This is a genomic window from Shewanella aquimarina (assembly GCF_023349185.1).
Lineage (GTDB): Bacteria > Pseudomonadota > Gammaproteobacteria > Enterobacterales > Shewanellaceae > Shewanella > Shewanella aquimarina.
In genome coordinates this window covers 52,686-77,874 of the sequence record NZ_JAKIKY010000005.1, presented here as the reverse complement: position 1 = coordinate 77,874, position 25,189 = coordinate 52,686, and the positions used below count along the sequence as shown (strand labels likewise).

Below are 25,189 nucleotides of genomic sequence, written 5' to 3'. Positions count from 1 at the left end.
CCGCCTCAGTCTTAAAGTGATTTTTATACAATAACTTATCTATTATTCAATCACATTTCCACTGCAATAGCCCAATCTTAAGTCAACAAAATTACACTCAATGGATAGAGCTTGAGTAACCTTTCACTTGCGGCCCAGAACCTCTATAGCCTCAAACCCATTGATGTAAGCCTTAAGAAGCAAAATAAGGTTAGAAAGAGGATCCAAAAAGGAGCAGAAAGGGAGCGATTTTCAGCGTGGTAAAAACAAAAAAGCCACCGTCATTGGTGGCTTAATTGGCGATATAGGCACTACAGCAAATAATCAATACCCAGGGCCAGAAACAGCGTCATGCCGGCCCAGTTGTTGTTCAAAAAAGCCTGTAAGCAGGGAGCGCGCTCGCGGTCAAAGATCAACTTCTGCTGGTAGAGGGCGAAACCGATGAAGGTGAGGATCCCCAGAGCGAAGACCAGGCCACGATCGGCGCTGAGCCCGGCCATGATGAAACAGCCGAGGGCGGCCAGCTGAAACAGGCCGATGATCTGACGATCGAAACGGCCAAAGAGAATCGCCGTCGACTTGATGCCCACCTTGAGGTCATCGTCTCTGTCCACCATGGCATACATGGTGTCGTAGGCCACTGTCCAGCACCAGTTAGCGGCAAACAGCCACCAGGCTTCTACCGGCACTGTGCCTAGCTGCGCCGCATAGGCCATAGGGATCGACCAGCTCCACACCACGCCGAGGAACATCTGCGGCATGTTGGTGAAACGTTTGGTAAAGGGGTAGATGATGGTCAATAGGATGCCGACGAAAGAAAGCTGCACCACCAGCGGGTTGAGCATCAGCACTAAGGCGAAGGCCAGCAGGCCAAGCACCACAAACAGGATAAGCGCCTCTTTGACCGTCACCTCACCACTGGCCAGGGGGCGGCTCTTGGTACGCTCCACATGGGAGTCCAACTTGCGGTCGGCATAGTCGTTGATGATGCAACCGCAGGCACGCATCACCACCACACCGATAACGAAGATGATCAACACCTTAAGATCCGGCATACCACCGGCGGCCAGCACCAGCGCCATCAGGCATGGCCATAACAACAAAAAGGTTCCTATAGGCCTGTCCATCCGTGCCAGACGCAAATAGGCGTCCAATTTATCCCTTAAGCTCATTTTCTAGGCTCTCCTAACGACTGCTTTGGCCTTTATCATTACTTGGCATTATGACTGACGCCCTACGAGTTTCAAGCGCTTTATCACCCTAGGGCCTGTTGACCTTTTGAGAACAATTTTTGTTCTAATTGAGCACGTTCAAATCGCGGCATGAGGCTTGAAGTATAGTTATTCTATATAAAAGCCGAGTAACGAAGAGTTGAACATGCTCAAGACGAACCCTACGGGCAACGTCTGTATCATTTTTCTACTGGGTTATCGCTCATTGATGTAGCACACCACATTACAATCGCTCTGCCTTGTATAAAAGCGATACAGAATGCTGCAAAAATGAACGCGAAAGATAAACAGGCCCTAGGATTACAGCGTCTCCAAACGCGCATAGGCCACCACCAGCCACTTGCTGCCCACGTCGAGAAAATCGACCTGGACTCTGGCCTGGGCACCACTACCCTCGAAGTTTGTCACCTTCCCCTCACCAAACTTAGGGTGGTTCACCCGCTGGCCGATATTGAAGCCTGAATCGTTGAAGGCTGAACCGTTAAAGGAAGCCTGCGCCTGACTAAACCTATTAGTGCTGGCTGGCGCGGTAACGCTGGTCCTCATGCGGATCTCCTGCACATAGTCGTCAGGGATCTCCTTGATGAAGCGCGACGGGCGAGCATAGTTTTCCCGGCCATAGATGCGGCGCGACTCGGCGTAGGTGATATAGAGCTGCTTCATGGCACGGGTCATACCCACGTAACAGAGGCGGCGCTCCTCATCCAGTCTGTCGCCCTCATCCATCGCCATCTGGCTGGGGAATATCCCCTCTTCGACCCCCGCCATGAAGACCATGGGGAACTCCAGGCCCTTGGCCGAGTGCAGTGTCATCAGCTGCACGGCGTCGGTGAAGGCATCGGCCTGCCCCTCGCCTGCCTCGAGGGCTGCATGGGAGAGGAAGGCGTTCAGCTCGCCCATGTCTTCGAGATCTTCCGGCATCACGAAGGTGCGCGCCGCGGTGACCAGCTCTTCTAAGTTTTCTACCCTGGCACGGGCCTTCTCGCCCTTCTCCGCCTCGTACATGGCCTTGAGGCCAGAGGCTTGGATCACATGATCTGTCATGCGATGTAGCGACTGCTCCGCCGTCTCCTGCTGCAAGTTGACGATAAGATCCATGAAGCCACGTACCGCGTTGGCGGCCCGGCCCGAGAGCACCTTCTCATCGAGCAGGCGCAGACAGGTCTGCCACAGGGTCAGCTCCTGCTGACGCGCCGTGCTGCGCAAGATCTCCAGGGTACGGTCGCCTATGCCACGGGTCGGCGTGTTGATGATACGCTCGAAGGCAGCGTCGTCGTTCTTATTGCTGATCAGGCGCAGATACCCCATGGCATCTTTGATCTCCTGACGCTCGAAGAAGCGCAGGCCGCCATAGATGCGATAAGCCATTCCCTTATGCAGCAAGGCCTCTTCCAACACCCGCGACTGGGCATTGGAACGATAGAGGATGGCGCAATCGCTGAGGTTACCGCCCATATCCTGCCAGTCCGTGATGCGACCCACGATGAAGCGGGCCTCGTCCATCTCGTTGAAGGCGCAGTACAGGCCGATCTTCTCCCCATCCTTGTCTTCGGTCCACAGCTTCTTGCCCAGTCGGTCCGGGTTGTTAGCGATCAGCTCGTTGGAGGCGTTAAGAATGTTGCCGCTGGAGCGGTAATTCTGCTCCAGGCGTATGGTCTGGGCCGCCGGGAAGTCCTGCAGAAACTTATGCAGGTTCTCCACCTGGGCACCGCGCCAGCCATAGATGGACTGGTCATCATCGCCGACGATCATCACGTTGGCCGTGCTGCCCGCGAGCACACGGATCCAGGCGTACTGGATGGCGTTGGTATCCTGAAACTCGTCCACCAGTATGTTCTTGAAGCGCTCCTGATAGTGCTCGAGAATATGGGGCTTGTTAAGCCAGAGCTCATGGGCCCTTAGCAAGATCTCGGCAAAGTCCACCAGGCCTGCGCGATCGCAAGACTCCTGGTACACCTGATAGATCTTCAACAAGTTCTGCTCAATGGGGAAACCGCCGGCGTCGATATGCTTAGGCCTCAGCCCCTGATCTTTCTTGCCGTTGATATAACCCTGGGCCTGGCGCGGCGGATACTGTTTCTCATCCAGATTCAGGCTCTTGAGGATCCGCTTGATCAGCCTGAGCTGATCGTCCGAGTCGAGAATTTGAAAACTCTGGGGCAAGTTGGCATCTTGATAATGGGTGCGCAGCAGGCGATGGGCCAGGCCATGGAAGGTGCCGATCCACATGCGGCCCATGTTGCTGCCGCTGACCTTCTCCACACGCTCGCGCATCTCGGCCGCGGCCTTGTTAGTAAAGGTCACCGCCAGAATAGAATAGGGACTCTGCTGCTCTACCTGCATCAGCCAGGCGATACGGTGGGTCAGTACCCGGGTCTTACCGCTGCCCGCGCCCGCCAGCACCAGCATGCTAGATTGTGGTGCGCCGACGGCCTCGCGCTGTTTGTCGTTTAAGCCGTCGAGTAAAGAAGATACGTCCATTCTTGCCTCCAAAAAATCAGGCGGCAAGTATAACAGGAGGTGTAGCCCGATCCTACCGTCGCCCGTATCCCTAAGCGGTCGTCACACTAAACTGCGAGTAAAAAAAAGCCCAGGCTAAGGCTTGGGCTTTTAGGGAAAGGGCGGGGGTTAGGCGAGGCTTAGTCCTTGCTCTCTTCCAGCCCAATGCTGTCCATCCAGTGATCGAAGTCCATCATGTTGCCCGGCAGGACAATCTTGTTGGCGCTGTTGGTCAGGCCGTCGAACTGCTTGAGGTACTGGGCGCCAAGCTGCATACGCACCACGTTTTTACCGCCGGGTGCCGACACCACCTGGGCCATGCGCTCTATAGACTCGGCCGTCGCCTTGGCGATGGTGAGGATCTCCTCGGCCTTACCCTCGGCCTCGTTGATCCGTTTTTGCATCTCACCCTCGGAGCGGTTGATCATCTCGGCCTTGACCCCTTCTGAGCGGTTGATCTTGCTCTGCTTGTCACCCTCGCTCTTGGCCAGTAAGGCGCGGCGTTCACGCTCGGCGTTCACCTGCATCTCCATGGCGTTCTTCACCGTCTCAGGCGGGGCGATATTCTTGATCTCATATCTGTGTACCCGGATCCCCCAGGTAGCACCGGCCTGATCCAGCACCTCTACTACCTTGGCGCTGATCACGTCACGCTCCTCGAAGGTGCGGTCGAGATCTAGGGTGCCAATGACAGATCGGGTCGTGGTCTGCGCCAGCTGAATGGCGGCGAAACGGTAGTCGGTCACGCCATAGCTGGCCTTTACCGGATCCACCACGGAGATATAGATAACCCCATCTACCTCGACGTTAACCTCGTCGCTGGAGAAACACTCCTGAGGCGGCACGTCTATGGTTTCCTCTTTAAGGTCATGCATATATGCCACCTTATCGATGAAAGGCACCAAGGCGTGGAAGCCGGCATCTAGGGTGGTGTGATACTTACCCAGACGCTCGACGATATAGGCCGACTTGGTAGGCACCAAACGAATCGACTGGAACAGCTTGATAATGAAGATGGCGAAGATCAGTCCCCAGATCCCCAATACGATTAAATCTGTGTTGATACCTGCGATCATGCGCGACCTCCTTTTACTTGACCCACACTCTGAGTCACCTGCTCCATGCCCTCAAAGAAACCTTCCAGCTTGGCCATCTCGGCCGGCACCACAGAGATATCGGCTTCGTTGAGTATCTTACCAACCTGATTGATGAACTGCTCCTTAAGCTGCATATTCATCGCCTCGTTACCGCCTTCGAGCGCCAATGCCTCGGAGACCAGCGTCATGGCTTCCGCCTTGGCGCGGGCAACGATGGCAATCTCCTGGGCCGTACCCTTGGCCTCGTTGATCCGTTTCTGCTTCTCACCCTCCGACAGATTGATCGCCTCCTGACGCTCACCCTCTGAGAGGTTAATCATCGCCGCCTTCTCGGCATTGGCCAGGGTGATCTCGGCGCGCTTGCTGCGTTCGGCCTCCATCTGCTTCTCTAGGGTGTGGATCACCTTGAAAGATGGCGTAATATTTTTGATCTCGTACCTGAGTACCTTGATCCCCCAGGGATCGGACGCCTTATCGATCTCCCGCACGATAGATTCGTTGAGGCTGTCTCGCTCGGAGAAGGTCTCACTCAGGCTCAGCTTACCTATCTCGGAACGCATGGTGGTCTGCGCCAGGTTCACCGCCGCGCGACGATAATCTTCGATACCATAGCTGGCCAGCTTACCGTCCATCACCTTGAGATAGACTAGGCCGTCGACCTCCAGCTGAGTATTGTCTTTCGAGATACAGCTCTGTGGCGGCACATCCAGCACCTGCTCACGTGTGTCGTGCCGATAGGCGACACGGTCGAAGAAGGGGATCAGAAAGTGAAAACCTGGCTGTAACACCACCCGGAATTTGCCCAGACGCTCGATAACGTGTACCTCACGCATGGGCACGATCAACAATAAGTTATAAAGAATAAAGAAAACGAAGAGTATTAATAAGGTAAATTCGAACATAGATTCCATCCTGTAAATAAGCAGCCAGGCTAAGCCTGCTCTGTCAAAGGTTCAACGACCAGGGCAATATTTTCGCGACAGATCACTCTGACGCGCGCGCCGACCGGGATCTCGCTGCCATCACCCAGTGCTGGCCATTCGCTTCCCTGAAACTCGACGCGCCCCTGCTGCTGTGCCGGGCCGATCGCCGTCTTGACGACGGCAACTTGATTATAAAGGTCAAACTCCTCATCGGTATTATCCACATGGGAATCACCACCCACCAGACGCTGTGTTACCTGGCGAAATGCCAGCAACAAGACGATGGCAGAGATGAACCAGAGCGTCAGGGCCTGCACAAAGCCTTCGACCCAGCCTAGGGTCAATGCGCCCGCGACCACCAAACAGGCGGCGCCCAGGAAAATAACGATACCGCCGGGCAGAATGATCTCGGCTAACATCAAGACTATACCAACGGCAATCCAGATAAAGATAGGATTAGAAAACTCCATATTTCCCCCCCTGAAATGAGAGTATCCCTGCCAAGACTATATCAGCTCTTTTCTCGCAATGCGACATATTATGTCATGATACAAATGTGACACAGGCAACAAACATTTAATTTACCAGGGTAAAAGACATTGTTTTGGAATTGGGCACAATAGCGAAATCCCGTATACTTGCGGCGCATAAAACATACGGCGTGAAAACAGTCCGAAAAGGCAGCTAAGAGTGCCGAGATTGTTTTCAAATTAACCACAAATAGCAGTACCGCAAAATAACTCAAAAAACGACGATAAAGGTAAACAGATGATGAACAGGAAATGGCTTCTCCTCGCGCTAGTCGCCGCCCAGCCCGCGCTAGCCGATGATATGATCCAATGGTGGGACTTCAGTGCCACCGCCCTCTACGGCGACAACTATGATCTGGCTCCTTCGGAGCGACAAACCACTATTACCCTAGAAACCGCCGGCGGCTGGAAGTATGGCGACTGGTTCGCCTTTCAAGACTTCATCTACTTCAATGGCAATAACGGCGGCAAAGACAGTACCACCTATGGTGAGATCTCACCCCGCTTCAGCGCCAGCAAGATCTTAGGCAAGCCTGTGGGCGTAGGCGCCATCACAGACGTATCACTGGCACTCACCTACGAAGAGGGCGAAGGCCCGGTGAAGAGCTTCCTCTATGGTGTGGGTCTCGACTTCAAGATCCCTTATTTCAGCTACTTCCAGCTAAACACCTATCGTCGCGACGCTATCAGCACCGGCAACCTGAGCGACGGCTGGCAGTTGACCCCAGTCTTTCGTATGGACTTCCCGGTAGGTCACTCGAACATCGTCTTCGACGGCTTTATCGATTGGGTATTCTCGGCCGACAACACTGGCTATGAAGAGAACTTCCACTTCAACCCTCAGGTTAAGTACGATTTGGGCGCGGCCATCTTCGGTGCCCACAAGAAAGATAAGCTGTTCGTCGGTATCGAATACGATTACTGGAAGAACAAGTATGGTGTTAAGGGCATAGATCAGAACACCTACTCGGTGATCGCCAAGTATCACTTCTAATCCGACAGTGCAAAAGCCTGCTCAGATGCAAGCAAACAAAAAAGGCGCCATCAGGCGCCTTTTTTAATATCGTTTAGCGAGACTTAAGCCAGCAGTTTCTTCGCCGCCGCAACCACGATAGACACGGCACTGGTCTCGGTCTGCTTCATGGTCACCTCATCAGGGATCTCCTGCTGAGTACGGTTAACGATCACACCGGCCACACAAGCCGCGCGCCAGCCTTGCGTCGCACACATGGTGAACAGGGTAGACGACTCCATCTCATAGTTGAGTACGCCCATGTCCTGCCACTCTTTCATCGAACCGGCGAAACGACGAGTCACGCGACCCGTCACGGTATCGTAGCGCTCCTGACCTGGGTAGAAGGTATCTGACGAAGCTGTGATACCGATATGTGGCTCTAAACCCGCTTCACGGCTCGCCGCCACCATGGCAGTGGTACATTCGAAGTTCGCCACGGCTGGGAACTCCATAGGTGCAAAGTGCAGACTCGCACCGTCTAGACGCACTGACGCCTGAGTCACGATCACATCACCCACGTTAACCTGTGGCTGAATAGCACCAGTAGTACCTACACGCAGGAAGGTGTCGATACCCAGCTGAGCCAGCTCTTCTACGGCGATAGAGGTCGATGGACCACCGATACCGGTAGAGCAGACCACCAGCGGCTTACCGTCGATATAGGCAAGGTAGCTGGTGTATTCGCGGTGACTGGCCAAAAATGTTGGATTGTCCATCAACTCGGCAATACGCTTCACGCGCTCTGGATCACCCGGAACGATCGCAAGTGTTGCACCATCTAACATATCTTTCGTCAGGCCTAAATGAAATACATCTGACATTATGAAAACCCCTTTCAATTTTGATTATAAAATTCTTATTAAATGGACTTTAACCTAGTATGAAAGCCATTAAGGTTAACCTGATCACACTTTCCCCGCCAGTAGTTAGATAATTTGTTGTAATGAATTTACCAAAGCAATTCCGCTAGCAGCACTGAAAATATAGCAACTCCCACCTAGGCTGCCAGCCAGCCGACAAAATTTATTGCTTCCCCTGAGTCTTCGCCGAAATTCAGGTCTTAGTCCTAAATAAAAAGCAGAAAATAGTCTTACACGACAACAGGTTGAAATCGCTGTTGCAAAGTGACAGAAGCGAAACCCCAGGCGGTGAATTTGATCACAAAACAGACAGCAAGATCGCGCTAGGCTGAAACCATAGCAAAGGAAAATTAACTACTTTTGCTATGACCTCTCACCCATTTTGACCAAGAAGGACGGCCAATATGTTTCCAGAATACAGAGACCTAATCAGCGAACTAAAATCAAAAGACGCGCATTTTCTCAAGATGTTTAACAAACACAACGAACTCGATGACGAGATTAAAGAGCTAGAGCAACATGCGGCCAGCGATTTCACCCCAGAGGTCAAGATGCTTAAACAGCAGAAACTGCATATCAAGGAGGAGCTACATCAGATCCTTCAGGCACACGACAAATAGCCAAACGGCAGACATAGTAAAGGGCGCCCAGGCGCCCTTTGTTGTCATCTCTTTAGAAGATACTTAGAGATAGTAATCTTTCAGCGGCGGGAAGCCATTGAAGCAGACCGCCGAGTAGGTGGTGGTATAGGCCCCGGCCGTTAGCCAGTACATACGATCCCCTATCGCAAGATCCACAGGCAGGCCGTAGCTGTAGTGCTCATACATGATGTCGGCACTGTCACAGGTAGGACCGGCGATCACGCAGCGATCCAGCTCACCCTGACGTTCGGTATAGATGGGAAATTTGATCGCCTCATCCATGGTCTCGATAAGCCCCGAAAACTTACCCACATCGGTAAATACCCAGCGCTCCAACGCCGTCTGCGACTTCTTGCTGATCAACACCACCTCTGACACCAGCACCCCGGCGTTAGAGAGCAGCGAGCGGCCGGGCTCGAGGATGATCTGCGGCAGCTGATCGCCAAAGTCCTCTTTGAGGAAGTGGGTGATCTGCTCGGCATAGGTGCCCAGCTCGTTGGTCTTATCCAGATAGTTCGCCGGGAAACCGCCGCCCAGGTTGATCATCTTCAGCTCTATACCATGCTCTTCACGCAGGCGCTCGAAGATGCTCTTCACCTTGGCGATGGCCGAGTCCCAGGCACCAATGTCGCGCTGCTGTGAGCCCACATGAAACGAGATGCCATAGGGCTCGAGCCCCAATTGCTTGGCCAGCACCAACAACTCGAAGGCCATCTCATTCTGGCAGCCGAACTTACGTGACAGGGGCCAGTCAGCCGTGTGAGTGCCTTCGGTAAGGATGCGCACGTAGACGCGCGAACCCGGCGCCTCCTCGGCGATCATACGCAGATCTGCCTCGGAATCAGAGGCGTACATGCGCACGCCGCGCTCATAGAAGGCGCGCACATCTTTGCGCTTCTTGATGGTATTGCCATAGCTGACTCTGTCGGGCGTCACGCCGATGTCGCTCACCATATCCAGCTCATAGATAGAGGCGATATCGAAATTGGCGCCACGGTCACGCAGCAAGGTCAATACTTCCCTGGCAGGGTTAGCCTTGACGGCATAATAGATACTGGCATAGGGGAAGTTATGCACCATGTCATCATATTGTTTTGCAATGATTTTAGTGTCAATCACCACGAAAGGTGTCGGTTTATCCTGAGCAAATGCCTTGATACGCTCAAAGGTAGCCTGGTCATAATACTCATTAACATCAATCGCTTGAAATTGGCTCATCTCGCCAGTATCTCCGTAGCAGAATAAAAATAGTTTAGCGTGATTCGATTAAAAATCGCTGCGAAGTAAACGCTATTTTTTCGCCGAGATCAACGAATTTTTATGCTTAATAAATAAATTTTTATTCCAAAAGAGATAATGCCTTTTACCCCTGGACGGAAACCAGGCTATCCTTTTGATTAATAAGATAAATTGTCATCACCAACAGACGACATTGCTTGGCCTATTTCACCGCCTCGAGCAGGGCCTTGGCCGAATCGACCCGAATCACCTTGCTGATCTCGAGTCCCTCCAGGATGATCACCGTCGCCGTCTCCTTATCACCCGGCAATAGATGAGTCGCCTTGCCCTCCTGATCCAAGCCGATGGCGAAGTCGAGATCTTGCATCTTGGGGATCGCCGCAAACTTGGCGATCAAGGAAGGCATACCGCTGATATCGGCGACATAGCGCCAATTGTCCGGCATGGGCGTATCAAGCGACTCCAGCGCCTCCTGAATGATCTGCCCTCCTTTCATGCCACGACTAAAGAGTAAAACCTGAGTATTGGTGTTGAGCTCCCACAAGGCTTGATGTTGATCCACCAAGGTGATCGCCTCGATACGGTCACCCGTGGTCAGGCTGCTGGCTAGGCTCGCAGCCGAAAACAGCACGCCCACAGCCAAAATTAGCGCTTTCATAATGCCTCTTTCACGATAAAGGTTAGGTTACTTAGGGGTGAAATAGACTATATCTTATACTGGTCGTCATGCCCTCGGATGCATGCCAATAGCTTGATATGCTTCACGCTAATTATTGTCATGGGACATGGGTGAGATATTGGTTATCAAGCCATTGAATATTAAGTAACATACCCAGGTTAGAATCCACGGCCGGGCGGGCGACGTTCGGGGAAAATTTTAGGATGAGTGTTATGAATGAGAATGGTCTGGAGCAGGAGCTGGCGCAACTGCAAAATGTCTACAACCTGTTGACCGAGTTTCTGGTGAAATACAGCTTCCAGCTGGTCGGCGCCCTACTGATCTTCCTGTTGGGCCTCTGGGTCGCCAATAAGATCTCCAACTTGGTGGCTAGCCAGTTTGAGAAGCATGAGATCGACATCACCCTGAGCAACTTTGTCTCCAACCTGGTACGCATTCTCATCATAGTTATGGTGGGGGTTATCGCCCTGGGCAAGCTTGGGATTAGCATCACGCCTATGGTGGCGGCTATCGGTGCGGCCTCACTGGGTGCCGGCCTGGCACTGCAGGGCATGCTCTCTAACTACGCGGCGGGCGTCACCATAATCGTCACCCGCCCCTTCGTGGTGGGCAACACCATAGAGATCCAGGGGGTCAGCGGCGTGGTCAAGAGCATTCACCTGGGGCTGACCCTACTCACCAACGAGGAAGGCGAGGTGATCAGCATCCCCAACAAGCACATCGTCGGCGAGATCCTGCACAACTCCTTTAGCGAAAAGCTGGTCGAGATACGTTTCAACATCAGCTACGCCGCAGATGCCAATCAGGTGCTGGCCATCGCCCAGCGAGTCCTGGATGCCAACCAAGAGGTGAATCAGGAGCGCGCCCCCCAGATAGGGATCAACGGCTTCAACAGCATAGGCTTAGAGATAGGCCTGCGTTACTGGGTGCCCACCAATCGCTACTATCAGAATAAGTACCAGGTCAACCTGGATCTTATCAACGCGTTGCGTCAGGCCGGCATAGAGATCCCCTGCCCGGTGCGCGAGATCCATATCGAGCGATAAAGTCATATCGAGCGCTAGCGCCAAAAACACCAGGCGCAGGCCTAGAGGCCGCGCTGCCACTCCTGGCGCAGGGGCACCAGCCCCTGAATCGCCTGCTCGACCTGGGCCAGCAGGCTTTGCTTGTCACGGCCCAGTATCCCCTTGAGCACCAGATAGTTAGAGGCGTGATCTGACCTGAATATGGTCTTCTCCAGCTCGAGTTCAGCCAGCAGCAACTGCATCTCGGTCAGCAGGCCATGTTGGTCCGGCAGTTTGAAATCACCATCGAATCCGGCGTCCATGCGCGCCTTGCCAAGGGGCAGCGTCACCACCAGGGTCGACAGATAGTCTGGCTGCGCCTCATTCATCAGGCGCGCCGAGTTGAGCGCGTGTTGCGCTGATAGCTCAACGCCCCCCAAGCCATTGAGTATCATCACGGAAGACTTCATGCCGGCGGCGCGTATCCGCTTAAGTGCCATCAAGGAGGAGTCGAAGGTCTCCCCCTTCTCAATACGGGCCAGCACCTCATCGTCCCCACTCTCGCAGCCCACATACAGCAGGCTAAGCCCAAGCTCTCTGAGCCGGGTGAGCTGCGCATCCGTCTTATTGTTGAGATTGCGCGGCAGGCAGTAGCTGCTGATGCGGGTCACCTGCGGCAGATGCTCACGGATCAACAGACAGATGGCCTCCAGGCGATTAAAGGGCAGGCTCATGGCATCGCCATCGGCGAGGAATACCCGTGAGATCGGCAGGTTTCGCTGTGCGACCCGTTGAATATCCTCTGCAATTTTATCTATTTTTTGTGCACGAAATTGCTTCTGCGGCGCGGTATACATGTCGCAGAAGTGGCAGCGATTCCAGCTACAACCATTGGTGACTTGGAGTATGAGGGACTTCCACTCGGAAGGCGGTCGAAATAACGGCTCGATATAATTAATCATTTTATGCCTGTCTCAAAATGTGACCAAGATGTGAGCATTTTCATAATTTTTCGCTTTCGGGCCCACTTCTCGCCCCAGAAATTGATCTCGTTCAATTAATGTTCAATTAAAGTCAGTAAAATGACTGACGTTAATCTAATTAAGATTAATCTTTTAAAACTGGCTGGCGGTGCCAGCACAGAAAGAAATATTGGCTACATCGGCCGACAAACGTGTAGATAATAACATGCAAATAGCACAGCAACTGCAAGACAGGCGAGGGAACGTCCTGCATCATGATGAGCATTGGAGCTCGATGAGTGCGGAACAAAAGATGGCCCTCTATAGCCTGCATCGATACGGGTATCGGCTGTTGTTTGTTCGCCATTTGCCTTCGGGTCCGCTGGCGATCATCGCCCAACAGAGCCAGCTGTCTACCATAGACAGATATGGCGAGGTTGAACATGATCCTAAGATCCAACTCAGGGAACAGTCGCTGACGCTGTGACTGACAAGCCTGACGGCTTAATTACCCAACCATAGAGGAGCACACCCTGTGCTCCTCTATTTGTCCCCGCCAGATTTCCTCACCTATCGAGCAGCATGTCGAGATGGGGAATACCATCCTCCAGATAGACCTCAGACACGGGCCTAAACCCCACCCCTTGATAGAATCCCTTGAGGTATTCCTGAGCGCCAATCTGAATCCCCTGCTCTGGCCACGCCTGCCTGGCAATAGCGATCGCCTCCAGCATCAATGGCTTAGCAACGCCCGCGCCCCGGGCCGACGGCGCGACGATGACCCGGCCGATACTGGCCTGGGGGTAACTCACCCCTGGTGCCAAGATTCTGGCATAGGCGGCAATCTCTCCCTGCTCGTCCAGCCCCAGCAGATGTCGAGTCTCGGCCAGGGTGTCTTTGCCATCCAGCTCGGGATAGGCACAGGCCTGTTCCACCACAAACACATCGACGCGCAATTTGAGCAGCTCGTAGAGCCGCTCGCGGCTCAACTCGGCAAACGCCAGATTCTCCCAACGCACTACAATCCCCTTATCGTTAATCCTGAGTCACTCGCTTGTTATATTTAGATTATTCCTGCGTCTGCAACGAGTTGACAAGATGTGATACCCGCCCCAAATTTCGGCTAGACTTGACCTTGGTCAAATACATACATTATAAATACACCTAAGATTCACATGCCCAATTTAACCCAGTCTAAACTAGGAAGCATTCGATTGACGCCGCCTATTTTTAGATGACCTAAGTCGTCTGTCATCAGATATTGCGACAACAATTGTTCTTAAAAATAAAGAACTTATTTAAATGGAGTTCATATGAAAAAGATTGCCCTCATCGCTTTTGCAAGCCTATTCACGCTGTCGGCACACGCAGGCGATATCGAAGCCGGTAAAGCAAAATCTATGCTTTGTGCCGCCTGCCACGGTGCGGACGGTATCTCGCTAGCGCCCATCTACCCTAACCTCAAAGGTCAGAAGGCTCAATACATTGAGAAGCAACTGAAAGCCTTTAAAGAAGGCACACGTCAAGACCCAGTCATGGCACCTATGGCTATGCCGCTGACAGACGAAGATATCGCCAACCTGGCGGCCTATTACGAGAGCCTGAAATAAATCGGTCCTAGTTCATCGAGAGCTACTATACTCTCTCAGCAGGTCGCGGCCATAGCTCGGGTGACGCGACCTGTCATTTAGCACTAACCATTCAGTTAATAAAAAAGTAATTAATAACAAGGCGGCCAACTCAATTTCAATGCCACTTGTTAACCGCCCGCCAGGGTGATCCAGCCCCCGCACCGCTCTCGCAAAAAGCCTGTCAAATTAACAAATTTGCAATTTATTTGATCTCAATCACGTCACAAACATAAAGATGCATTTAGGATGCACTATAGATAACGCTAGGTTGACACACCTTGAGACTGACTGTAGGAGCGTTCGAGTGGCAAGATTGATACACCATACGACACAGGCAAAATGGATTTTACTCACCCTACTGGCACTTATGCTTGCCACGCCCAGCTACGCCCTGTTCGTCAGCCCGCCAAAAGATCCCCTGCCTATCCTGCATGAGCTATTTCCAAATGCGACCCGTATCTCAGACAAGCAGGGCGAGCCTGCCCTAAGGACCATCTACCAAGACGAGCAGATCTTAGGCTATGGCTTTGAAACCAATGATATTGCTCGCATTCCTGCCTACTCGGGCGAGCCGGTCAACATACTCGTCGCCATAGATCCAGCGGGTAAATACCTGGGCGCTAAGGTGCTGGAGCACCATGAACCCATCATCCTGGCGGGGATCCCCGAGAGTAAGCTGTGGAAGTTTGCCGAGCAATATACCGGGCTGTCGGTCAAGGACAGGCTCAAGGTGGGCGGCAACGAGAAGGAGGGCATAGTCGCCATCGACGGCCTCTCCGGCGCGACGGTAACCGTCATGGTGATGAACGTCGCCATCACCAAGGCCGCCACCCAGGCCGCCATCGCGCTCGGGATTATCGACCAGCAGGCCGACCAGATCCAGCCTATCTCGACCATCAAGCAGGAACTCTTCTCTCCGGCCAACTGGACCAAGCTGACCGGCGATGGCTCGATTCGCAAACTCCACCTGAACCGCGGCGCCGTCGACGAAGCCTTCATGGGCACCGCCGCCGAGGACGTAGACAAGGCCAGTGCGGATGAAAAACAGGAGATGTTTGCCGAGATCTATTACACCCTGGCCGACATCCCCACCATAGGCAAGAACCTCTTCGGCGAGGCCGACTATCAGTGGATGATGCAGAATCTACAACCCGGCGAACACCTGGTGGCCGTCATGGGCAACGGCTACTCGTTCAAGGGCTCAGGCTATGTGCGCGGTGGTATCTTCGATCGCATCCAGGTCCATCAGAAAGATAACGCCATCTCCTTCAGGGACCTGGACCACAACCGCATCAGCGACCTCTACATTCAGGGGGCCCCCAAGTTCAAAGAGATGTCAGTGTTTCGCATCGCCGAGCATCACGAGTTCGATCCGGGTGCAAGCTGGCAATTCGAACTCTTGGTCAGACGTCAGAAGGGCCCTATCGACAGCCTGTTCACCAGCTTTAAGGGTCAGTACGATCCGCTCGATAAGTATGTGGACACCCCGGCGGCCATAGTCCCAGAACCCGAACTCACCATGGTGCAGCAGATCTGGCATGACAGACAGGTAGAAGTCGTGTTGCTGCTGATCCTCATGGGCGTCTTGCTGCTTATCCTCTTCTTCCAGGATATTCTGGTCAAACACCCTACCTTCATGCACCGCCTGCGCCATGGCTTCCTGGTAGTGACAGTGCTCGTGATCGGCTGGAGCTGGGGCGGGCAACTCTCTGTGGTCAACGTGTTCACCTTCCTGCACGCCCTGATGAAAGATTTCTCCTGGGATCTCTTCCTGCTCGATCCCATCATCTTCGTTCTTTGGTGCGCCGCCGCGGTCACCATGTTGCTGTGGGGACGCGCCGTCTACTGCGGCTGGCTCTGTCCCTTCGGCGCCCTGCAGGAGTTGGTCAATGTCATGGGCCGCTACCTCAAGCTGCCACAAATAGAGCTGCCCTTCGCCGTGCACGAGCGCCTATGGGCCATCAAATATCTGATTTTACTGGCGCTGTTTGGCCTGTCGCTGGATTCACTGGCCATGGCCGAGCAGTTTGCCGAAATAGAACCCTTCAAGACCACCTTCTTGCTCAAGTTTGATCGCGAATGGCCCTTCATTCTCTGGGCGCTCTTGATGATCTTCTCCAGCCTGTTTAATCGCAAGACCTTCTGCCGCTATCTCTGCCCGCTGGGCGCCGCACTGTCGGTAAGCAACAGCGTGCGACTGTTCGACTGGCTCAAGCGTCGCCCCGAGTGCGGCACGCCTTGTAAGACCTGTGCCAAAGAGTGCGAGATCCAGGCGATTCATCCCAACGGGGTGATCAACATGCGCGAGTGCCACTACTGCCTCGACTGTCAGGTGACCTATTTCAACGAAGAGAAGTGTCCACCGCTGAAGAAGATGGCCCGTAAGCGCAGGCAATATAAGGAACAAGAGATCCCAACGGTCACTGCCGTATAGGACCAAGCAACACACATTTAAGTGCAGGTAATTAAAGTCAATACAACTATGATGGAGATGGACTATGCAAGATAACAATAACAAACCGGCAAACCAGTTGGAAAACGCCGGACGACGCGAGTTTATGGGCAAGACGGCCCTGCTCGGCGCCGGCGCTGTCGCCGCGCCCATGAGCGCCGCCATGTTCGCCTCGATGGCCAAGGCCCAGGCGGCCGAGGCTGGCAACAGCCCTGTGGTGCATCCGGGTGAGCTGGACGAATATTATGGTTTCTGGAGCGGTGGACACTCGGGCGAAGTGCGAATCATGGGCCTGCCCTCGATGCGCGAGCTGATGCGTATCCCGGTATTCAACATCGACAGTGCCACCGGCTGGGGCATCACCAACGAGAGTAAGGCGGTCAAGGGTGACAGCGCTCACCTGCTGGCGGGCGATGCCCACCATCCTCACATGAGTATGCAAGACGGTCGTTACGATGGTAAGTATCTGTTTATCAATGATAAGGCCAACACACGCGTGGCGCGTATCCGCTGTGACGTCATGAAGACAGATAAGATGATCAGTGTGCCTAACGCCCAGGCCATCCACGGCCTGCGGGTACAGAAGGTTCCCTATACCAAGTATGTCATCTGTAACGGCGAGTTCGAGGTCCCACTGGACAACAATGGTAAGGAGACATTGGAAGATGTCAGCACCTACCGCTCACTGTTCAACGTGATCGACGCCGAGAAGATGGAGGTCGCCTTCCAGGTGATGGTCGATGGTAACCTGGACAACACTGACGCCGACTACGACGGTAAGTACTTCGCCTCCACCTGTTACAACTCAGAGATGGGCATGAACCTCAGCGAGATGATCACCGCCGAGCGTGACCATGTGGTGATCTTCAACCTCGCCCGCTGTGAAGCCGCGGTCAAGGCCGGTAAGTTCAAGACCTACAACGGCAACAAGGTACCTGTACTGGATGGCCGTAAGGGCTCAGATCTGACCCGCTACATTCCCGTGCCTAAGTCGCCTCACGGATTGAACACCTCGCCAAGCGGCAAATACTTTGTCGCCAACGGTAAGCTGTCACCTACCGTCTCTATCATCTCCATCGAGAAGCTGGACGACCTGTTCGAAGACAAGATCAAGCCAAGAGACGCCATCGTCGGTGAACCTGAGCTAGGCCTCGGCCCGCTACACACGGCATTCGACAACAAGGGCTACGCCTACACCACCCTCTTCCTCGATAGCCAGATCGCCAAATGGAACGTAGAGGAAGCGATTCAGGCCTACCAGGGCAAGAAGGTGAATTACCTGCGCCAGAAGCTGGACGTACACTATCAGCCGGGCCATAACCATACCTCTCAGGGCGAAACCCGCGACGCCGACGGAAAGTGGTTGGTATCTCTGTGTAAGTTCTCCAAGGACAGATTCCTGCCCGTGGGTCCGCTACGCCCAGAGAACGATCAGCTGATCGATATCTCAGGCGATGAGATGAAGCTGGTGCACGACGGTCCGACCTTCGCCGAGCCCCATGACTGCATCATAGTGCACCGCAGCAAGCTCAAGCCGAAGAAACTGTGGACTCGTGACGATCCGTTGTTTGCCGACACAGTGGCCATGGCAAAAAAAGATGGCGTGCGCCTCATGATGGACAACAAGGTGATCCGCGACGGCAACAAGGTTCGCGTCTACATGACCTCGGTCGCGCCAAACTACGGCATGAGTGAGTTTAAGGTTAAGTTGGGCGACGAAGTTACCGTGGTGGTCACCAACCTGGATCAGGTGGAAGACGTGACCCACGGTTTCTGTATGACCAACCATGGGGTGCAGATGGAGATTGGCCCGCAGGCCACGGCATCTGTTACCTTCATCGCCGATAAGCCAGGCGTGCAGTGGTACTACTGCAACTGGTTCTGTCACGCCCTCCACATGGAGATGCGTGGCCGCATGTTGGTAGAAGCCTAAGCGTGATGCAAGGGCCTGACGCACCGCGTTAGGCCCTTGCCTTCTATAAGTAAAAACCGGTAAAAAAATAAAAGCGGTAAGCGCAAGAGGTGTAATACGCTTTGAACCACAGCCATGAAACACCCAAGACTATATCCGGCCTGCTTAGCGCCTTAAGGTGCCTTTGCCTGCTATGCATCATGCTGGGTCTGGCCCTGCCGACTCTGGCGGCCGAAATCCAGGTGACGCCCGAGCAAGATCTCCAACTGGTGCTAGAGAGTGCCAAAGCAGGCGATACCATCCAGCTACAACCGGGCCGCTATCTGGGCAACTTCATCGTCAACAAAGGGATAACCCTGTCTGGCGCCGATGGCTACACCAGCATCATAGACGCCCAGGGCAAGGGCAATGCACTGCTTCTGCAAAGCTCCAACGTCACCATAGAGAGACTCAAGATAGTCAACTGGGGCGATGATCTCACCGCGCAAAACGCCGGCATCTACTCGGACCAAACCGCCAACCAGCTCATCATCAGAGAGAATCGGCTAAATGGTGATGGCTTCGGTATATGGCTGCAGAAGGGCAAGGAGATCAAGGTTCACCATAACCGCATCCAGGGCAATCCGGCGCTACGCTCCGCCGACAGAGGCAACGGCATTCAGCTCTCCATAGTGCAGAATGTCGAGGTCAGCGACAACGAGGTCAGCCAGACCCGCGACGGCATCTACATCATCTCAAGCCAACACAACACCATTAAAAACAATACTATGCATGACCTGCGTTACGGAATTCATTATATGTATTCCCACAGCAATCGCGTGCTGGACAACCTGGCCTACGACACCCGCGCCGGTTATGCCCTGATGAGCTCACGCCATCTCACAGTCAGCGGCAATGAGAGCCGCGACAGCCAGGACTATGGTTTCCTGATGAATTTCATCACCTACTCAGAGATCAGCCATAACCGCATCTACCGTGTCTGGACCAAACCGGAAAACAAGGTGCTGGGCCGCGAGGGCAAGGGGCTGTTTGTCTACAACTCGGCCTACAACAGCATCAATCACAACCTGATCGACACCGCAGAGATCGGCATTCACCTCACCGCCGGCTCGGAGCACACCAAAGTATTTGGCAACAGCTTCATCAACAATCCGGTGCAGGTGAAATATGTGGCCAACCGTCAGGCAGAATGGAGCCTGGAAGGCGCCGGTAACTTCTGGAGCAACTACCTGGGCTGGGATCTCGACAACGACGGCTATGGCGACAGACCCTTCGAGCCCAACGACGGCATCGACAAGCTGATCTGGCAATATCCAGAGGCCAAGATGCTGCTGGATAGCCCGGCCGTGCTTATCCTGCGCTGGATACAGACCCAGTTTCCCGTACTCAAACCCGTAGGCGTCAAAGACAGTTTTCCACTCATGCAGGCCCCCTCTCTGGGTGCCCGGCAGGCAGTAATCAATGAGGCAGAGTGACACTATGCAAGCATCTTATCCTTCGAGCCCCATAGTCTCCCTGAGCGGTGTCGCCAAGCATTATGGCAAGGTCGCGGCGCTCCAGCAGGTCGACTTTGAACTCTTTCCCGGCGAAGTCATGGGGCTGTTTGGCCACAACGGCGCCGGCAAGACCACCATAATGAAACTGATCCTGGGGATCATCCCGGCCTCGGACGGCATGGTTAAGGTATTCAGCCAAGACCCTCTCTCCAAACAGGCCTTCGAGGCGCGCAAGCAGGTCGGCTATCTGCCGGAGAATGTCAGCTTCTACGATCAGCTCACCGGCCGCGAGGTGCTGCGCTACTTCGCCCGCCTCAAGTCTGTGCCTAAGCAGGCGATCGAACAACTGCTGGAGCAGGTGGGGCTGACCCACGCCATGGATCGCCAGGTAAAGACCTACTCCAAGGGGATGCGCCAGCGTCTGGGCTTGGCCCAAGCTTTCCTCGGCAGCCCTAAGCTGCTGCTACTAGACGAACCCACAGTAGGGCTAGATCCCATCGCCACCCAGGAGTTTTACGCCAGCGTCGATAAGCTCAAGAGCGAGGGCGCCAGCATCATACTCTGCTCCCATGTGCTACCCGGCGTCGAGCAGCATATCGACCGCGCCCTGATCATCTCAGGTGGCCGCCTGCTGGCCAAGGGCAGCCTGAGCGAGCTCAGACAGCAGGCGAAACTCCCCGTGGCCATCAAGACCCAGGGGCTCAACGGCGCCCTGAAACAGGATGCTCGCTTCACCCCCTATCTTATCGCCCCGGATCAGCTACTGGTACCCGAGCAGGAGAAGCTCGCCATCATACGTCAGCTGGTCGAGCTGGATCAGCTGGGAGATATTCGCGTCGAGCCCGCCGATCTGGAACGTGTCTACCAGCACTATCTCGGCCAGGGCACCGGCGCAAGCAGCCCGAATGCCAGCCACCAAGGAGGGCCAACACAATGAATGCCATTCTCGCCGTCGCCATCAAGGAGTTTCAGGACGGGCTGCGCAATCGCTGGCTGATCTCCATTACCCTCATCTTCGCCGTGCTCTCCCTAGGGCTCAGCTACTATGGCTCGGTCGCCTCTGGGCAGCTGGGCACCGCCTCGCTGTCGTCCACCATCGCCAGCCTGTCGAGCCTGGCGGTGTTTCTGATCCCGCTTATCGCCCTGCTGCTGGCCTACGACAGCTTCGTCGGCGAACAAGAGGCCGGCACCCTGCTCTTGCTGCTCACCTACCCCATCAGCCATACCCAGCTCTTGCTCGGCAAGTTTGTCGGCCAGGGGGCCATCATGGCACTGGCCACCAGCCTGGGCTTCGGTAGCGCCGCTGTGCTACTGGCCAGCCAATCCGATGCCAGTGCTGTGCTGCAGAGCTTCGGTCTGTTTATCGCCACCGCGATCCTGCTCGGCCTCTGTTTTATCAGCATCGCCTATGTGATCAGCCTGTCGGTGAGTGAGAAATCCAAGGCCGCCGGGCTGGCGCTGATGCTCTGGTTCTTCTTCGTGCTGGTGTTCGACCTCGCCCTGCTGGCGGTATTGGTCGGCATAGAGGAGGGACTGAGTCAGCAGCAGCTGGTGCAGCTGATGATGCTCAATCCGGCGGATCTCTTCCGCTTGGTGAATCTGGCCAGCCTGGATACCAAGGATATCAACGGTGTGCTGGCGGTGGCCATCAACAGCAGCATATCGGCCGGCGGCCTATTCTCATTACTACTCGCCTGGGTATTCGCCCCGCTCTCTTTAGCCGCCCTCATCTTTAACAGGAAGACACTCTAATGCGCCAAACCAGAATGCACCAAACCAAGCTTACCAATTCGCCACTTTTCATGGGTCTCGTCAGCCTACTCCTGCTGGGGCTGAGCGCCTGCGGGCAAGAGAGTGAGCATAACGCGATTCGTGAGGCGGTCGCCATGGAACACGGCGACGAGTGTCACCTTTGCGGCATGTTGATCGGTAACTTCCCCGGCCCCAAGGGCGAGCTCTATCTCAAGACAGAAGAGACGGTGAAGAAGTTCTGCTCCACCCGGGATCTGTTCAGCTTCCTTTTGGACCCCGAGTATCGCAAGCAGGTCAAGGAGATCTATGTGCACGACATGGCTAAAAGCCCCTGGCAGGCGCCGCTGGACAGTCACTTCATCGACGCCAGACAGGCCTGGTATGTGGTGGGTTCGAGCCAGACAGGTGCCATGGGCAAGACCCTGGCCAGCTTTGGCAAGCGGGAGGATGCCGAGGCCTTTGCCGCCGAATTTGGCGGCCAGGTTTACCCCTTCGGGCAGATCAGTCTCGCCATGCTCTAGGCTCTCTATGCTCTAGCTCAGGCTGGCTAATTGCTAACCACTAGGCGGCGTCGGGCTTAGGCTTGCGGATCATCAGTACGGCCACCACGGCCAGCATCAGCAGCACAGAGATGCTCAGAAACACATCGTTGTAGGCCTGAATATAGGCCTGCTGGGTCATGGTCTTGACCAGCATGGCCTTAGCCTGCGCCTGAGCGGTCACGGGATCCGAGCCTGCCTGCACAAACAGCTGACTGGTCTGCTGCAGATATTGATAGGCCTGGCCACTCACCGCCGCCACCGTCTGTTTCATCTCCGCCAAATGAGTGCGCGACTGATTGTCGATCAGGGTGGCCACCAGGGCGATACCGAAGGCGCCGCCGAGATTACGGATCACATTGAGCACGGTCGAGGCCGACGGCGTCTGCTGCGCGCTGATATGCATGGTCGCAATGATGCCGATGGGCACCAAGATGAAGGGCTGACCAAGGGCCCTGACGATCTGCGCCGCTATCATCTGATCGCCGGCAAAATCCAGCGTCATATGGCTGTTCATGTAGTAGCTGAGGGCAAACATGCTAAAGCCGAAGGCGGCCAGGTACCGCCCGTCGAATCTCTGCAGCAATCTCGGCACCAGCGGCAATACCAACAGCTGAGGAAAGCCCATCCACATGATCACCTCGCCGATCTCCAGCGGACTATAGTCATGGATCTGCGACAGATAGAGGGGGATCATATAGATGGCTGAGAACAGCGCCATCCCCAGCAGAAAATAGGCCAGGGTCGACAGGGCAAAGTCACGCTGTCCCAGTAGCCTGAGGTTCACCAGCGGCGATGACTTTCGCAGCTGAATAAAGACAAACAGGGCGATATTGATGACCGCGATGATGGTCAGATGCTGGATCAGCTCAGAGCCAAACCAATCCTTACGATTGCCCTCCTCCAGCACCACCTCGAGACAGCCCATGCCCAGTGCCATGGTGACTATGCCGGAATAATCGGCGTTCTTCAGCTTGTCCCAGTCGATGGGGCGAGATCTCAGGCCATAGGCCAACATGGCCATCACCAAGAGCCCGGGCGGAATATTGATATAGAAGAGATAGTGCCAGCTAAACTGCTCGGTGAGCCAGCCACCCAGGGTGGGGCCGATAGATGGCGCGAAGGTGGCAGTCACGCCAAACAGCGCCATGCCAGTGGCACGCTTCTCCTCGGGGAGCAGTTCCAGGATTAACCGAAAAGCCAGGGGGATCAGCGCGCCGCCGAAGAAGCCCTGCAGGGCGCGAAAGGCGATCATCGCCTCCAGGTTCCAGGCGAGCGAACAGAGAAACGAGGCTAAGATGAAGGCCGCCGTGGTCCACAGCAGATAACGCCTGACCGACAGCCCATGACTCAACCAGCCCGATAGCGGGATGGCGATCATCTCGGCCACCAGGTAGGCGGTGGCGATCCAGGAGCCCTCTTCCAGGGTCGCCCCCAGGCTGCCCTGGATCTCCTTCATCGAGGCGTTAGTGATCTGAATATCTAAAATCGCCATGAAGGCGCCCAGCAGGCCGGCAAACACGGCGACCCAGGAGCGAAAGCTGCCGCGCTCATAGCCCTGGGGCTTTGTCGCCTGGGGAGGAACGACTTGCTCTGCTATCTCGGCAGGACTCTCTTGGGCGACACTCACGCTGCTCATTGGGTGGCCTTAACCGAAACCTGCTTACGATTGCTGGCGATCACTGTATCTTGCGGTGCGCCCCGGGTATCCACCTTCACCACGGCACTAAGACCGGGCACTATGTTGGTGCTCTCATCCAGCGCCAAACGGATCCGCACAGGAATGCGCTGCACTATCTTGGTGAAGTTACCGGTGGCGTTTTCCGCCGGCAACAGACTGAATTTGGCGCCAGAGGCGGGTGCCAGGCTATCGATCACACCAGTAAAGCTCTGGTCGGGAAACGCGTCGAGATGAACCTGAACCAACTGCCCAGGCTGCATATGCTGGATCTGGGTTTCCTTGAAGTTGGCGGTGATCCACACCGCGCCATCCGGCACCAAACTGTAGAGCGACTGCCCCGGCTGCACATATTGGCCGGTCAGGGCACCGCGTTTGCCAATCACCCCAGAGAAGGGGGCTCGAATCTGGGTATCGGCAAGCTGGATCTCGGCCAGCTCCAGACCCGCCTTGGCCTGCGCCACCTGGGACTGACTCTGGTTCAGCTGGGCGTTAAGCACCGCCAGCTCAGCCTGTTTGGCCACCAGGGCCGCCTTGGCCTCGTCTAAATGACCTACGGCCGAATCGAAGGCCGCCGTCGCCTGATCCACCTCATCTTGTGAGCTGTAGTCTCTGTGTCTTAACTTGGTGGTACGCTTTAGCTGCTGCTCGGCGCGGATCTTCTCCGCCTCGGCGCTAGCCACACCGGCGGCCGCCTGACGTATGATCGCCTGTTGCAGCGTCACCTTGGCCGACAGGGTCTGCAGCTCTGCCTGACGACTCTGCAGGCTCGCCTGACTCTGGCTCACCTTGGCACGGTATTGGTTCGACTCCAGCTCGGCCAGCAACTGCCCCTGCTCCACATGCTGGTTATCTGTCACCTTAGCGGTCACCACATAACCCGGCACCTTAACACTGATATTAGAGATATCGGCCTCGACATAGGCGTTGTCGGTCGATTCGATGAACCTCACCTGACTCCACCAGTAGTAGCCGGCAACCACCGCTGCAAGCAACAGCAGCGGCAGCACGATAAATAGGCGACGTTTTGACATCCAACCCCCACGAATAAACACCTTGATTAGAATTT

The 25,189-nt window shown here is 54.9% G+C and carries 23 protein-coding genes; 11 read left to right on the top strand and 12 right to left on the bottom strand.

The features are described 5' to 3' along the window. Positions 1-290: 290 nt before the first annotated feature. The 5 genes from ubiA to L2731_RS07685 form a co-directional block, all read right to left on the bottom strand. Entirely contained in the window at positions 291-1,151 is an 861-nt protein-coding gene (ubiA, locus tag L2731_RS07705; protein WP_249252556.1) for a 4-hydroxybenzoate octaprenyltransferase, read from the bottom strand. A gap of 360 nt (positions 1,152-1,511) precedes the next feature. Beyond that, positions 1,512-3,692 carry a DNA helicase II gene (gene uvrD, locus L2731_RS07700; RefSeq protein ID WP_249252555.1) on the bottom strand — a complete coding sequence of 727 codons (2,181 nt, stop codon included), beginning with the start codon at positions 3,690-3,692 and terminating at the stop codon, positions 1,512-1,514. Between the two features lie 158 nt (positions 3,693-3,850). Further along, on the bottom strand, positions 3,851-4,786 hold the full coding sequence (locus L2731_RS07695; RefSeq protein WP_041509862.1) for an SPFH domain-containing protein: 936 nt from the start codon (positions 4,784-4,786) through the stop codon (positions 3,851-3,853). Further along, complete coding sequence (locus L2731_RS07690; protein WP_041509861.1) at positions 4,783-5,709, bottom strand: SPFH domain-containing protein; 927 nt, start codon at positions 5,707-5,709, stop codon at positions 4,783-4,785. The genes L2731_RS07695 and L2731_RS07690 overlap by 4 nt, the downstream gene beginning before the upstream one ends. A gap of 29 nt (positions 5,710-5,738) precedes the next feature. Beyond that, complete coding sequence (locus L2731_RS07685; RefSeq protein ID WP_239854029.1) at positions 5,739-6,200, bottom strand: NfeD family protein; 462 nt, start codon at positions 6,198-6,200, stop codon at positions 5,739-5,741. A 301-nt stretch (positions 6,201-6,501) separates the two neighbouring features. Here L2731_RS07685 and L2731_RS07680 point away from each other — a divergent pair, with 301 nt between their 5' ends. Continuing rightward, on the top strand, positions 6,502-7,254 hold the full coding sequence (locus tag L2731_RS07680; protein ID WP_041407482.1) for an outer membrane protein OmpK: 753 nt from the start codon (positions 6,502-6,504) through the stop codon (positions 7,252-7,254). An 83-nt stretch (positions 7,255-7,337) separates the two neighbouring features. Here the strand turns inward: L2731_RS07680 and udp are convergent, their stop codons facing one another. Then, a complete protein-coding gene (gene udp, locus L2731_RS07675; protein ID WP_239854028.1) occupies positions 7,338-8,096 on the bottom strand; it encodes a uridine phosphorylase in 759 nt (252 codons plus the stop codon). A 443-nt stretch (positions 8,097-8,539) separates the two neighbouring features. Here udp and L2731_RS07670 point away from each other — a divergent pair, with 443 nt between their 5' ends. After that, a complete protein-coding gene (locus L2731_RS07670; RefSeq protein WP_249252553.1) occupies positions 8,540-8,755 on the top strand; it encodes an HP1242/YdcH family protein in 216 nt (71 codons plus the stop codon). A 63-nt stretch (positions 8,756-8,818) separates the two neighbouring features. Here L2731_RS07670 and L2731_RS07665 read toward each other — a convergent pair whose 3' ends face one another. Both L2731_RS07665 and L2731_RS07660 read right to left on the bottom strand, forming a co-directional pair. Then, positions 8,819-9,994, bottom strand: coding sequence for a type III PLP-dependent enzyme (locus L2731_RS07665; RefSeq protein ID WP_249252551.1), 1,176 nt, complete (start codon positions 9,992-9,994; stop codon positions 8,819-8,821). Positions 9,995-10,217: 223 nt separating this feature from the next. Further along, on the bottom strand, positions 10,218-10,673 hold the full coding sequence (locus L2731_RS07660; protein WP_249252549.1) for a hypothetical protein: 456 nt from the start codon (positions 10,671-10,673) through the stop codon (positions 10,218-10,220). A gap of 233 nt (positions 10,674-10,906) precedes the next feature. Here L2731_RS07660 and L2731_RS07655 point away from each other — a divergent pair, with 233 nt between their 5' ends. Continuing rightward, a complete protein-coding gene (locus tag L2731_RS07655; RefSeq protein ID WP_249252548.1) occupies positions 10,907-11,740 on the top strand; it encodes a mechanosensitive ion channel family protein in 834 nt (277 codons plus the stop codon). A 41-nt stretch (positions 11,741-11,781) separates the two neighbouring features. On the opposite strand, the gene L2731_RS07650 is transcribed toward L2731_RS07655, so the two are convergent. After that, positions 11,782-12,660, bottom strand: coding sequence for a radical SAM protein (locus L2731_RS07650; protein ID WP_249252547.1), 879 nt, complete (start codon positions 12,658-12,660; stop codon positions 11,782-11,784). A 295-nt stretch (positions 12,661-12,955) separates the two neighbouring features. Here L2731_RS07650 and L2731_RS07645 point away from each other — a divergent pair, with 295 nt between their 5' ends. Next, positions 12,956-13,147: a hypothetical protein gene (locus L2731_RS07645; RefSeq protein WP_235375369.1), complete on the top strand. Its 192-nt coding sequence runs from the start codon at positions 12,956-12,958 to the stop codon at positions 13,145-13,147. A gap of 79 nt (positions 13,148-13,226) precedes the next feature. Here L2731_RS07645 and L2731_RS07640 read toward each other — a convergent pair whose 3' ends face one another. Further along, positions 13,227-13,679: a GNAT family N-acetyltransferase gene (locus L2731_RS07640; RefSeq protein WP_249252546.1), complete on the bottom strand. Its 453-nt coding sequence runs from the start codon at positions 13,677-13,679 to the stop codon at positions 13,227-13,229. 294 nt (positions 13,680-13,973) lie between these two features. Between L2731_RS07640 and L2731_RS07635 the strand changes: the two genes are divergently transcribed. From L2731_RS07635 to L2731_RS07605, 7 genes are all read left to right on the top strand, one after another. Next, positions 13,974-14,270 (top strand): c-type cytochrome, encoded by a 297-nt coding sequence (locus L2731_RS07635; RefSeq protein WP_239854023.1) that lies wholly within the window; start codon positions 13,974-13,976, stop codon positions 14,268-14,270. 388 nt (positions 14,271-14,658) lie between these two features. Beyond that, positions 14,659-16,725, top strand: coding sequence for a transcriptional regulator NosR (nosR, locus tag L2731_RS07630; protein WP_249252704.1), 2,067 nt, complete (start codon positions 14,659-14,661; stop codon positions 16,723-16,725). A 64-nt stretch (positions 16,726-16,789) separates the two neighbouring features. After that, the gene (nosZ, locus tag L2731_RS07625) at positions 16,790-18,676 is read left to right on the top strand and encodes a TAT-dependent nitrous-oxide reductase (RefSeq protein WP_249252545.1); all 1,887 of its coding nucleotides are present in this window, start codon (positions 16,790-16,792) and stop codon (positions 18,674-18,676) included. Positions 18,677-18,855: 179 nt separating this feature from the next. Further along, the gene (locus L2731_RS07620; protein ID WP_249252544.1) at positions 18,856-20,130 is read left to right on the top strand and encodes a nitrous oxide reductase family maturation protein NosD; all 1,275 of its coding nucleotides are present in this window, start codon (positions 18,856-18,858) and stop codon (positions 20,128-20,130) included. A gap of 4 nt (positions 20,131-20,134) precedes the next feature. After that, positions 20,135-21,088 carry an ABC transporter ATP-binding protein gene (locus tag L2731_RS07615; RefSeq protein ID WP_249252543.1) on the top strand — a complete coding sequence of 318 codons (954 nt, stop codon included), beginning with the start codon at positions 20,135-20,137 and terminating at the stop codon, positions 21,086-21,088. Further along, positions 21,085-21,903 (top strand): ABC transporter permease, encoded by an 819-nt coding sequence (locus L2731_RS07610; RefSeq protein WP_249252542.1) that lies wholly within the window; start codon positions 21,085-21,087, stop codon positions 21,901-21,903. The genes L2731_RS07615 and L2731_RS07610 overlap by 4 nt, the downstream gene beginning before the upstream one ends. After that, on the top strand, positions 21,903-22,424 hold the full coding sequence (locus tag L2731_RS07605) for a nitrous oxide reductase accessory protein NosL (RefSeq protein ID WP_249252541.1): 522 nt from the start codon (positions 21,903-21,905) through the stop codon (positions 22,422-22,424). The genes L2731_RS07610 and L2731_RS07605 overlap by 1 nt, the downstream gene beginning before the upstream one ends. Before the next feature lie 40 nt (positions 22,425-22,464). Here the strand turns inward: L2731_RS07605 and L2731_RS07600 are convergent, their stop codons facing one another. Together L2731_RS07600 and L2731_RS07595 are read right to left on the bottom strand one after the other, a co-directional pair. After that, positions 22,465-24,081: a DHA2 family efflux MFS transporter permease subunit gene (locus L2731_RS07600; protein ID WP_249252540.1), complete on the bottom strand. Its 1,617-nt coding sequence runs from the start codon at positions 24,079-24,081 to the stop codon at positions 22,465-22,467. Continuing rightward, a complete protein-coding gene (locus L2731_RS07595; RefSeq protein WP_249252537.1) occupies positions 24,078-25,154 on the bottom strand; it encodes an HlyD family secretion protein in 1,077 nt (358 codons plus the stop codon). The genes L2731_RS07600 and L2731_RS07595 overlap by 4 nt, the downstream gene beginning before the upstream one ends. Between the last annotated feature and the right edge of the window lie 35 nt (positions 25,155-25,189).